5 protein-coding genes are annotated in these 13,295 nt (G+C 49.5%); all 5 read right to left on the minus strand.

Annotation, left to right across the window (positions count from 1 at the left end; translation table 11 throughout):
• Window positions 1–480: 480 nt before the first annotated feature.
• Window positions 481–1,509 carry a sialidase family protein gene (locus ABFD83_01875; protein ID MEN6355813.1) on the minus strand — a complete coding sequence of 343 codons (1,029 nt, stop codon included), beginning with the start codon at window positions 1,507–1,509 and terminating at the stop codon, window positions 481–483.
• 190 nt (window positions 1,510–1,699) lie between these two features.
• The gene (locus ABFD83_01880) at window positions 1,700–2,146 is read right to left on the minus strand and encodes a hypothetical protein (GenBank protein MEN6355814.1); all 447 of its coding nucleotides are present in this window, start codon (window positions 2,144–2,146) and stop codon (window positions 1,700–1,702) included.
• Window positions 2,147–2,168: 22 nt separating this feature from the next.
• Entirely contained in the window at window positions 2,169–11,222 is a 9,054-nt protein-coding gene (locus ABFD83_01885) for a hypothetical protein (protein MEN6355815.1), read from the minus strand.
• Between the two features lie 306 nt (window positions 11,223–11,528).
• A complete protein-coding gene (locus ABFD83_01890) occupies window positions 11,529–12,170 on the minus strand; it encodes a histidine phosphatase family protein (GenBank protein MEN6355816.1) in 642 nt (213 codons plus the stop codon).
• Window positions 12,167–13,294 carry a Clp1/GlmU family protein gene (locus ABFD83_01895; GenBank protein ID MEN6355817.1) on the minus strand — a complete coding sequence of 376 codons (1,128 nt, stop codon included), beginning with the start codon at window positions 13,292–13,294 and terminating at the stop codon, window positions 12,167–12,169. The genes ABFD83_01890 and ABFD83_01895 overlap by 4 nt, the downstream gene beginning before the upstream one ends.
• Window position 13,295: the final 1 nt, after the last annotated feature.

The raw sequence follows: 13,295 nt of genomic DNA on the forward strand, positions 1-13,295 counted from the left end.
ATGTCACTCCTTGTGGAGTTAGTCTGACGCACGGACTTTCACAGCGTGCGAAGTGAACTGACGAAAAAGGGAATGGTTTATCCGGCCGCATTCATGGTGTCTGCTATTCCCCACCTCGTCTTCTTCTCAGTGCAGGAGCCTTCTCTGAGGTTCTCAGCACTTTTTTGCGGGCGAGCGCCACCTCCAATACAGAGGTGGCTCACCCGCACTCTCACTTACCGGCCACTTGTCAAGGATTCAGAAAGTTAGCTTACTATCCTGACTCTATGACTTACCTTTGTTTTACCATGCTCATCCGTGTTTGTCAATGGAATTGTGCGGTTTTGTGCAGATTTATTTTGTCACAGCCACTATCGCACTTCTTTTGTGACTCATAGCAACAGCTATTGAGGCAATATCTGATCGGTGATGAGCGGTTCGAACATCGGAGCGTAGATGCGCTGAGGTTAATTTAGTGAGGCTGCATGGAATTGAATGTGCTTATTTGTTCTTTTGGTAGAACCATTTGTGATCGAAGGACTTGAGGATCAGGCTGGTGCCGGTGGAATCATATGACCAGTATGTCAACAGAATCTTGCCGTCAACATGCGTAATGCTGACATAGGTGGAGTTACTGCTGTCATCTATCACTCTAATGTGGCTCCAGCTCTTTCCATCGTCTTTAGAAATAGCCGAGTTCAGCGGACAGCGTCTTTGTTCATCGAAGTTCCAGACCAAAAGTAGATCGCCGGTGGCGGGAATTCGAGCAATCGTGGCCGGCGCTTTCGGCGCTACAAGCTCCCGTACACGAACCGGGCGTGTCCAGGTTCTGCCCTGGTCTTTTGAATAGCTCTTTGCCAGACAACCCATTTCGGTGCTGACGAACATCATCACTCTGCCGTCTCTAAGCTCCACAACTGCCGGGTTGTCCGCACCATAGCTGCTTGACGGATCAATTGTTCGGATGTCCACATCCTCACTCTTGCGCCAAGTTTTACCATAATCATCTGAGTAGGCAGTGAAACCTATTATGGTTTTGTCATTTGCCCATCCGGACCATGCGGCAGCCAAAATACGTCCGCTGCCGAGTTGGATCAACCTGTTGTTGCTGATTCCTGTATATCTGGAATACCAGGCTGGCGGAACCTCCAATTTGACCCGAGGACTCCATGTTTTGCACTCATCTGAGGATTTTCGGAAGTAAACATTGCGGTCTTCAAGAGATTCCTTTACGCCATAAGATATCAGGATCTCGTCGTTTTGCATGCGAAGTAGAGAAACCGAGTACGTTGCGATATTGCCTTCATTCGGCAGCAGCACACTATCGTTGCACCAGGTTTTGCCGCCATCAGATGATGTGATACATCTTATCTCGGCGGCATCCATGTCGTTTTTCCCACACCACTGCCCGTATGCCAGCAGCAAATCGCCATTCTTCAGGCGAATCATATCCGCTTCACCATTATGCGGGTGTTCGGGTGTGGAAGGAACCAGTATTACCGACTCAGGTTCGGGAATCTCAATCCGCATTGACTATGCTCCCTGGATAGTACACTGCATTTATTTTGACTATATAATAATACACGCTCCGGCAGAATAAACGCAACTAGAAATTTGCTTCTATACCATATATATATAACCCTTCTTAATGGAAATATTTGTACATAGTGACACTAAGCCGCGCTTTTTAATTCGCGCGGCTTAGAAGCTATATCCATTTTCAGAAAGGATCCGAGGGAGGGATGTTTCCGGCGACCGGCACATTGAACGAAAACTGTTCATGAGACTGCAAGCTGTTGGCATCTACTGCGTATATGACAACCGTACAGGTCAGGGAAGCCGATGATATGTTGGACGGAGCGGTCACAACAGCCTGATAAGTGCTGCCGCTACTTAGCGTCATCGCCTTTTCAGATATCAGTTTACCGCCTTTGCTTACAGCAGCCTTCACAGAGCTAATAGAGGAAGCATCCGTCACATCAGCCATAATCGTCACGTTTCCCCCTACAAATGTAAGGGATGACGTGTCTGCCTTCATATTTTCTATTTTCGGACCACTTGTATCCGGCGCAGGCGTTCCGCCTCCGCCGCCACCACATCCGGCAACCAATACTACACCAATGCATGCAATTACCAGCACCGCAGTATTTGTTTTAATCAACTTCATTATATTTGAATCTCCCAGCTAATTAAGGCGCAGGCAGTATTAGGTCACACTCTGCTTTAGCCTTGATCCAGAATGCCTGCCATGGCGCCAATACTCCAACCGCATCAGGCAGCACGGACTTGTCATATACCAGATAGTAACTACCAGCATCAGGATCCCATCCCCAGGCATAATTGCAGACGAGACTATCCGCCTCTCTGAGGGTGACGCTGCTCCCCATATAATTAACCTTTATGGCATCAGAATCCCAGGTAACATCCTTCACAAACGGATTGCCGATCATGTTCCAACCCGCATACAGATGAATTGTCGCAGGGTTTTTCTGCGATGGTATAATCCCCGTTGGCGTCAAATGCGTACTGCCGAAGCGTACCCAGAACCCACGCCCGGGTGTTTGATCCGCCGGGTCAAACCAAGTTAGATCATCAGGATACATGACATAAGCATTAGATTGTGTATCATACATCGCCCAACAATTTGTGTAGAAATCAATTGCAGCCTTAGGATCGGTCTCATCCGGTATGATCGGCAGAGACACCATAGCCACGCTTGTCCACGCATCACCAGGCGTTCTTTCAAGCACGTTGACCTTGAGCGTATCGGTACCCTTATTTCCCGCCGTATCAATCGCAGTAACTGTTATTGTGTCACTGTAACTGTCGTCGCCATCATCGGGAATAGTGATGTCACCAGTGCTCCAAGTGCTCCATGGTGAAACTCCGCTGCACTCCCCGGAGCTACCTGATGATTTCGACCATTTCACACTCACAATTCCTTTGTCGTCAGACGCAGTCCCCGATATCGTCACCGTATTGCAATTTTTTGTGCATTCACTATCGGTTGTAGGCGAAGTGATTGTTATCTTGGGTGCTACGTTGTCGTAATTAACGGTGATCGGATCCGACGCGCTGTTTGCGTCGCCATATCCGTTGTGCACAACCGCCTCATCAATGGAGGCAATCACTGTTCCGGTCTTGCTCATTCCGCTTACGGCAACCGAATATGTCTTGTTGTCTGCGCCTTTTGCTACGACTGCACTTGTAGCGCCTGCCGTGCCTGCGAGTGTTACATCACCTGTAGCAAAGTCGTTTACATCCTCACTGAATACAACCTTCAGATTAATCGGAGAAGTGTTTGTCGTATCTGCCTGGTCTTTATCGAGACCTATCGTTGCAGTTAAAGGCTTCCAGGTATATGTAACCATCACAGCCGATGAAACCGTATTAAGATTACCTGCATCATCGCTGGCTACAGACGCCGGAATCTGCGCTGTCAAAGTACCAGCGGATGTTAGTCCGCTCACTGTAATGTTATATGTGGTCCTGTCAAAAGGCTCAGCCTCTAACAATGTGACGCTCGTAGTGCCGCTCGCTGTACTTTTTATCTTCATATCAGATTTGTCAAAGCCGGAAACAGGCTCGCTGAAGACAGCAGTGAAGCAGATAGGCAGCGTCCTTGTGGTGTCTTCCTGGCCGGCAGCTCTGCTTAAAGTGACGGTCGGAACGTCCATGTCATAGTCTACCGTGCATTCGTCGGATGCTGTATTGCCATTGCCTTCCAAGTCAATTACGGCATTTCTTGGGATCGATATCGTCACATCACCGGAACTGCCCATACCGCTTACCGCAACTGTGTAAACAGCACCGGTTCCTGACACGTCCGCAGTTGTCGGATTGGCCAATCCACTCAAATCCACATCGCTGTCTTCAAAACCAGTAACTGCACTGCTGAAAACAACCTTGAAGTTGACAGGTGACTTATTTGTCAGGTCATTATCCTTAGTGATTGTAACTGACGGACCGGGCCAAGTATACGATATCTGATCAAGTAGAACACCCGCGGTATTTGGATTACCCGCCACATCATTGGCAGCGCCGGCCGGAATCGAAATAGACACGAATCCGGAAGAAGTCATCCCAGATACAGCAACATCAAAGATCTGGCCGACTGAACCCCCATCAGGCGTCACGACTGCAGTTGTCGCACCTGCCGTACCATCTGCAGATACGTCGGATGAAGTAAAGCCGGTCACCGGCTTAGAGAATGTGACCGTAAAGTGGACCGGACTTTCATTTGTGGGATTATCGCCGGCAGGCTCCATTTGAACTGTCGGTGCAGTTATATCGTATGTTACGACATTGTCGCCACCGTCAGACGCCTCATTGTAGTTTACACCACTAAGGTCGACGGCAGCCGCCGCTGGAATATCTATCTGAACAGTCCCTGACGACGTTATGTCTGATACGGTTACTTCGTAAGTCGTGCCACTGCCGGATACCGCAACTGTTTTGGCCCCGCCTGCTGTGCTGGAAGATGTATCCACATCAGAAGAGCTGTCACCAAAACCGGTAACGGGTTCGCTGAACACGACCTTGAATTTTATCGGTTGGTTTTTAGCTATGAGCGCCTGGCCGGTCGCCCTAGTTATCGTAACAGTCGGATTGCTTTGATCGTCATAGACAACTTCATTGTCTACAATATTCGATCCATCTTCCAAGTTAACATTGTAGTTGCCCGCAGCATCCTGAATCGATCCCACAGGTATATTGACAATTACACTGCCTGAATGAGAAGCGCCATCGACTGTGACTGTGTATGTGAGAGAATCTATCGGATTGACCTCAATACTTAGGTTGCCGCCGACAGTGCTCTGAGAAATATCAATATTATCTTTCGTGAAGATCTTCACTGCTTCCGAGAGAGTCACCAAGAAGTTGACCTGCGGATCAGTCGTAGGATCAACCTGCCCATCCGCTAATTTTATAGTCGCAACCGGCGATGTCCTGTCGAAAAGAACAGTGTCCGTTACACCGGCCTCTTTGGTGGTGGACGCCGCATTCGCATTGCCCGCAGTATCAAAAACCTTTCCGGCTTCAACTTGAAGCGTAACCGTTCCATCCGTCATGCTGCTTACGGCTACATTGTATTTTTTGCCGGGTACGATTGGTACCACAGTCTTTTCTATCGTTACACCAGCCGTACCGCTGCCAGTAACAGTCACGTCACCGGCGCCAAAGTCCCTGTGTTTTCCTTCTGCATCCAGTCCTTGTATTGTCTCGCTGAACTCCACAATAAAGTTGACAGGGCTGCCATTAGTCGGGCTCACTTGGCCATCAGCAAGGCTGATTGTTACAGTCGGCGGCTGATTGTCCAGTGATATCTGATTGTCAGTGCTCGTGGACGCGCTGTTCTTGATTCCCGCAGCATCAGTCGCAACATCAGCCGGAACCACCGCCGTGATTGTTCCTACACCGATGACATCGTTCACAGCAATCTCGTATGTCGTTCCATCCGTCATTGCAGTGTCTGTAAACGATGTTGCTACCGCACCGTCACCAATTGCATATTTCAAGTTGCCGTTGATAGCATCATAGTAACTAATGCATGGAACATCCGATGAATCCAATACAAGAGAACAATACTGACCTACATTACGATGATCAGCATCAGCCGGAGTTCCATCATCGGCAGTTTTTATGCTCCAATTTATTGGTAACGCGGCTGCATCACCCTGCGCATATTTCAATATCTTGCCGGTCGCGTCATAATAGGCAATCCGCGGAAGACCGCCGGAGTCCAGTTTCAAAGAGCTGAACAGACCAACATTATTCGCGGAGTTATCTACAGCCACTACCGTAAACTTGGGTCCGGTTGGAGCATCACCCTCAGCATATTTAAGATTGCCATTGGTCACATCATAATAGCTGATCCGCGGTTTCCCTGCCGAATCGAGAGCAAGAGAGACATATTGACCAACATCATCAGTCGAATCGACTGCTTGGATAGTCCAGGTGGGATTTTGAGCGGCGCTGCCCTCAGCGTAAAGAATGTCGCCATTTTTCTCATCATAATAGGCTATACGCGGCCTGCCACTCGTATCAAAAGCCAGAGAGCTATACTTTCCTACTTTGTCGCTTGCACTGGAATTAACACCAACCACGGTAGTACAATTCCAACTGCCATTATTATAATAAGCGTACTTCAGCTTACTGTTTTCGTTATCATAGTAGCTGATAAATGGAACACCCGCGGCATTAAGCTTTAGTGATGTATACATACCGACGTCGCCGGTTTCATCAACTGTCTGGCTGCGCCATCTTGAGCCGTCCCAAGCGGCATATTTCAGATCGCCATTTAAGAAGTCGTAGTAACTTATTCTCGGATTGCCTGCTCCGTTGATAGCAAGCGAGGTATCTTTTACTCCAAAGGCCTGTGCATCGGCAGTGCTTGTCGTCCACCGAGGGTTAGCGAAGTCTCCTGCCGCATACTTAAGCACACCGGCCGTCGAATCAAAGTAACTCAAGTGCGGATTACCGGATGAATCGAGAGTCAAGCAGCTATACTTACCTATATCGTTACTCGGAGCAACCTCTGAGATTGTGGGAAGAGGAGTTCCAGTCAGAGTTTTTGGATCGGATTTTGTAAAGTAGATATCTGCAATGTCATCAAAATCGGTTACAGGCTCGCTGAACACTGCAGTGAAATATATAGGGCAGGATTGCGCAGGATCGACGACCTGAGAAGCTGCCTGGTTTATAGTCACAATTGGAGTGTTGTAGTAAGTTATTAATGGAGCATATAGAGAATCAGTCGTAGATGCCGTATTGCCGTTACCCGCATAGTCGGTCACTTTATTGGCAGGAACACTCATCGTAACGGTGCCGTCCGTCGTCATGCCGCTTACGGCAACGTTGTATACCGCCCCACTACCGGAAATCGTCGCATTCGTCGCGCCTGCGGTGCCGCTTATCACAACATCCGAACTGTCGTCAAAACCTGTCACAGCTTCGCTGAATGTTACGGTGAAGTTTATTGCAGCCGCATCATATACTTTGGTTAATTGAGTGGAAGCACGCGCAACAACAACACTCGGATTTACATTATCATATGTGACTTCATTATCGGTGCCTGTTGATGCCTCATTGCCTATGTTGACAGAATTGTGCGCAGCGCCTGCATTTACATTTACCTCAACAACGCCAAACTGTTTCATCCCACTGACGGCGATGTCATAGGTGGTCCCGATGCCGTTGACGACTACTGTGTCCGCGCCGGCTCCGGATAACGTAACGCCGCCACTGGTGAAATCGGTTACCGCTTCACTAAACACTGCTGTAAAGTGGATAATAGGGCTGTTGGTTATTTTGGCTTGACCTGCAGCCCGGCTCACATTGACGGTCGGAGCGGGAGCATTATATTGAGCAGTTGCTGGTGATTCGGGATCGGAGGCAGAGTTGCCGAAACCATCTACAGTAACAACATCAGCAGGAATTCTGACTGTCACAGAACCGGACTTGTGTATATTACTTACAGAGATTGTGTAAACCTTGTATGTCGCATCGGCATTGGCCACCGTCACCGTAGGAGTGGTGCCGTCCTCAAAAGCAGTCCCACTAACCTCAACATCAGCAGAAGCGAAGTCTGTTGGAGACACTGCTTTGCTGAATACTGCACTAAAGGTTACCGGCAGTGTAGTAAATGGATCAGTCTGGGAAGGCGTGACAATAACGGTCAGAGGCTGATAGTACTGGACAGTATTGTCCGAGCTGTCTGATGCCATATTGCCGTTGCCGTTTTTTATATCTTGCGCGACACCAGCAGGTATGGTGACTTTGACAGTGCCGGATTTGGTCATCCCACTTACGGCAATATCATAGGTCGTCCCGTCATCCGTCGTCGGCGTGACCTTGGCAGTCGTTGCAGAAGCCGTTCCGTCCAGCACAACTCCGGTATCCGAAAAACCGGTCACAGCCGCCGAAAATTCAGCGGTAAAATGAATTGTATCATCCTCAGTAGGGTCAATTTGATCATTCGATTGATTCACAAGCACCGTAAGTTCAGTTTCACCCGTATAATTATACTGAACGGTGTTCTCCGCGTCCATAGATGTAGATGCAGTATTGGAATTGATACCATTACCTGATGGATCACAATCCCGGGCGGCTCCGGCTGGAATGGAAACCCTTACAATGCCGCTGCCATTCATACCCCTGACAGCCACATTGTATTTACTGTAATGATGATATGAATCAGCCGTGCCGATGGGAGTAATGACAGCCTGCGGAGACGAAAAAGTAGCGTTGCCTGATATTGTAAGGGCGCTCGCTATATCGACCGCCGTATAGGAACCAGCAAAACCAACGACCGGCTCTGAAAATGATGCCGTAAAGTTGATTATCGCGCTTGATGTCGTATAGTTCTGGGTAGACGCTCGACTTATGGTACAGGTAGGCGCTACCGCATCATACCATATTGAATCGGTGGATGATGCGGAGTTTGCAATACCCGAGGCGCTTGTAGCCACATTTGCAGGGACAGTAACAGTAATGCTGCCCTTGCCTGACACAGCATTGATCGCCAGGTCATAATACGAGCCGCCGCCGGCAAGTGTAGACTTAGTGACGCCCGCAGTCCCGCCGATGACTATATCATCGCCGGTAAGACCATTTACCGGCTCACTGAACACTATCGTAAAGTGGACAGGCAACTGCGATGTCGGGTCCAATTGCCCAATACCGTGACTTACATCAACACGGGGAGCGTCCTCAAAAAACAGCACACTTTCCGTATCAGATGGGAGATTGCCCAAGTCGCTGGACATGGAAGTTGCCGCATCACCAGGAACGTAGCAGCTTACCGCGCCACTAACATAAGGAAAAACCTCAACGCGATAGACCATGTTGGGCGTTGTCTCAACAAGAGAAGAAACAAAACCGTTGCTGATACTTATATCAGATGCAGCAAAATCATCTACAGCTTCAGAGAATGCGACAGTAAAGATCAATGGCGTCGAAATCGCCGGGCTGGCCGGAGCGGTCACTGTGCAACTCGGCTGATAGCCGGATGTGCTGTTTCCAATGCGATATCTGTATTTAAGGGAGTTATTCGTAACATCCTGATAGGTCAAGTGAGGATTGTCATGCTTGTCAAATTTAAGAGACGCGTACTTGCCGACATCATTGGAATTGACTGACGCTTCCGCCTGCCCATCATCCAATATAGAAACAGCCCATGCCGGACTCACACTGTTGTTGCCCTCGGCTAACTTGAGGTTACCGCCCGTAGTATCATAGTAAGCTATGCTCGGCTTGTCTTTGGAATCCAGGGCAAGTGAGCAATACATACCTACAGAATCAGCCGTACTATCCACTGCTCCTGTTGTCCAAGCCGGGCTGACGGCGGCGCTGCCTTCGGCATATCTTAAGTCTTTGTTTGTGTTGTCGTAATAGGCAATCCGCGGCCTGCCGCTGGTATCCAGAGCCAGAGAGCTGTATTGGCCCACATCGTTTGCGCTCTCTACTGTAGAGCAGGTAAATGAAGGATTTATAGCCAAGCTGCCTTCCGCATACATCAACGCTGATTGAGTCACATCATAAAAGCTGATGCGCGGTTTGTCTGCGTAAAGAGCCAGTGAACAATATTTGCCCACAAACCCGGCTGTATACACCGGAATGATAGTCCATGCCGGATTGTCCGCATCGCTGCCTTGAGCATATAGAAGGTCGCCATTAGTTACATCGTAGTATGCTATGCGAGGCCTGCCACTGACATCCAGGGCAAGAGAACAATACATGCCCACATTATCATCGGCACCGGATGTTCCATCAACTATGCTGTATTTCCACGCACCATCTTTTAAGTAAGCATACTTGAGATCGGTGTTGGTGACATCATAATAAGCTATGCGCGGGTTGCCGTCTGCATCAAGCGCGAGTGACGTATAAGCGCCCACATTTGAAGCACTACCGTCCAGAGTCTGCACCTGCCAGTTGCTGCCGTCCCATTCCGCATACTTGAGGTCACCGTTTGTGCTGTCACAATAGCTGACCTTTGGATAGCCGCTGACTGGGTCTAGCTTAAGAGAACTTGACACTCCCTGTGCTGCCACCGGGTTATAAGAGTTGCCATTATCGATCACTCCGTTCCAATATTTGTTGGTGCAATTGACAGTGAGTGTATAGCGCGTTGAGTTGCCCGGCGTATCATACGCAGTAATGGTTATTACATTTGTGCCGGGTTCAAGATAAATGCCATTATGCACCCAGGAAGTTGTGCCGCTGCAAGTGCCGCTGCCGCCCCGATCATTTGACCAAGTAACGCTGTTGATTCCGACACCGTTGCTGTCATCATCAGCGGTACCAGCGATGTCCAGAATAGGGCGAGGGGTGGTGTAAGTAGCCGCATAAGTGGACACATCCACCTTGCCGTCGCCTGCACTAGGCCGTGTTACAGCCAAGGAAACCGGCGCGACGTTATCAAACACAACGGAGTCGACCGTGCAAGAAGACGCGTTCGCTGTCCAGTTTCCTACATTTTCATCATCCGAGACGGCACTTTCCTGAGGCAGAATCATCTGGACACGGCCGGGATAAGTCATCCCACTTACTCCGGCGGTAAATACATCTCCGGAATATCCTGCATCCTCCGTGAAAACTGCCATCTTGGTGCCGCCGGCGGCTCCAGGATTACCTACCGGTTCAAACGTGACATCGGTATTGGTTAATCCATGTACCGGTTTACTGAACTGGACATGAAAAAAGACAGTGGGATCGTTTGTCGGATCAGTCGATATTGGTTTAATTAGCGTGCGCGGCGCATCTACGTAAGTCACAACAGGACTTGACGCTGCTTTATCATTAGTCAGGGGCGGATCATCAGTTGTTGTAAATGCGCCTGCGGCTATATTGAGCTGAAGCTTGCAATCTTTGGCAGGAAATACGTGAAAAACAATATCACCATCTCCATTAACTTCGGAATATGCGAGATTTTCATTTCCACTCGGGCATGTGTCATCTAAAGGAAACGGAGTAGTGTATATATCAGCATCCGGGCTGCAAGAGAGAACAATCGATTTAGGATTACCTATACTCACAGTCCCTGTTCCCGTGGTGGTAATATGTAATACAAAATCTACAGGAGTGTCCACACCCGGCTGACCTACTACCTTGGTGTGAGGCACAGTAATACTGACACTAACCTGTGCCCACAAGCCGCTTGCGGCAATTATCAAAAGAGCGCTGATAAGAAGAGTAAATGTGAAGAAGAAGCGCGACTTACTGCTGCGGCACGTTCCCATAGTATCTTAATTCTCCTTTGTCGCCATCCCAGAATAAATAACCTCACCAAATATAGTGAGGAGATGGCATGTCTTTCCTTCAAGCCGGCTCAATGCAGCCGACAAATATTACAGGCTTCACTTCAGCCAGATTAACTAGACTCAATATATCGCAGCGGCGATGCCGTTGTCAATACGTTGAGGCTCCTATTTGGGTTCACATGAAGTTCCGGTCGGCAACCTTGCGCCGACACCTCCATTTGCCCATTTTAGGACGACCAAACAGACCTGTAGGTTCCAGCTTGTCATACAGGTATGCATATTGCTTCAGGAGTTATCGGCATCTTCCTCCGTGATTCGGACTTTGTGAAGGTGACAAGTGTCATTAAGAAGCCGCAGAGCAGGGCGATCACTCAGTTCGAGGATGGAAATGCCGGCATTGGACATGGCCATACATCGGAAAAACGCAGGGCCCTGGCCGCATGCGGCGCATATAAGGCCGCGAAGTGATCCGCCATGCACGACCACGAGCAGACGCTCACCATCCCTATGTTTTTCCGGTATCATTTGCAGAAACTTGCCGCAGCGGGATATCATACTCTCCAGGGTTTCAGATCCGGGCGGACGATTCTGAGCGGGATGCTCACGCCATTTGCGGTAATCTTCGGGATACTTTTCCTCAAACTCGCTTTGAGTAAGGCCCTGTACTTTGCCGAAATATGCCTCACGGATCAGGTCCGTGGCCTGAACGGGCAGGTTATGCGGCGCAGAGATGATCTCGGCAGTGGCAAGAGCGCGGCCAAGATCGCTGGAGTATATAGCATCGAACTTCTCGGAGGCTAATCGAGCAGCAGCGGCTTGAGCCTGTTTTATGCCGAGTGGAGTAAGCGGCGAATCGGCATGACCTTGGATACGCCCCTCCAGATTGTGCACAGTCTCGCCGTGCCTGACCAGATATAGAGTTATCATATCTCTCCCTGTTTTAATATCCCAAGCTCTCTGCCGTCACGACTTACACGCATAGAACCCATCTGAACAACTTTGACCGGCGAGATGCTCTTGAGCGGCGAGAGAACAAATATAAGCCGCTGCTTGAAGTCGATTGACTGGATCAGCCCGACACCGAGCGTATTTGCGTTCTCATCGGCCAGGCCTACAAGCAGGTTCTGGAACGACTCACCTGTCGCGACAGTAATACTGCTGGTCTTGAAGAGATCTTCTATCGCTCTGCGACCGCCGGCTCGATACTGCCTCTCGGATATTATAAAAATCCCTCTATCCGTAACCTCGGCATGTAAAATCCGGCACTTGAGAGACTGCTCGGCGGACTTGATATACTGCCACTTAACCGGCCTGCCCGTCGCAAGAGACGTGTTCCATAAGCAAATCTCATCCATACGTATGATATGGCCGGGTGCATCGTGAAATTGCTTATAGAAACTCAACTGGCGGCGAGCCGTGCGAAACTCAGTGGGTTTGCGCCTGGCCTGTTCGGATGAAGCAAGCCTGCGCACTTTAATCGAGCCGATTTTCGTAAACGGGATCAGCAGGTGATCGATCTCATGGCGCTTTTCGATACCGATAAGATAATCCGGGCGGACAAGGTCGGTCTTGTAGGTCTTTAGTTTACGACCGAGCGGACCGTCAACCAGACCTGTCGTGTCGACTATGACGAGCTTGGCACCCTGCTCTATCGCCGCCTCGACCATTTTCTTTGTGCCGACCACGCTTTCGAGCATATGACCCACGGGGCTTGTGCTGCCGACAAAATAAAGCCTCTTTGCCCGCAGGTCCGAAAGTGATTTTATGTTCCTGTCGACCAGGGCCATACCTATGGTGCCGGGCGCGCCGATTTCTGACTGGCCTACGTCGGCATCGACCACGGCCGTCGCCACTGACGCTTCATACGCCGCTTTGCACAGCCGCAGACAGAAACTCGTCTTGCCGACATCGACTCCGCCGACTACCATTGCAACGCCCGTCGATGATACGATCTCGGATATTATGCTTTCCCAATCCGCCATATAATGCGTCTTAACACGAGATGGGGTAAATTCCTGCGTAAAGAGACCCGGCGAATAAATTCGCGGCAAC

It is taken from the genome of Armatimonadota bacterium, from assembly GCA_039679645.1.
GTDB lineage: Bacteria > Armatimonadota > UBA5829 > UBA5829 > UBA5829 > UBA5829.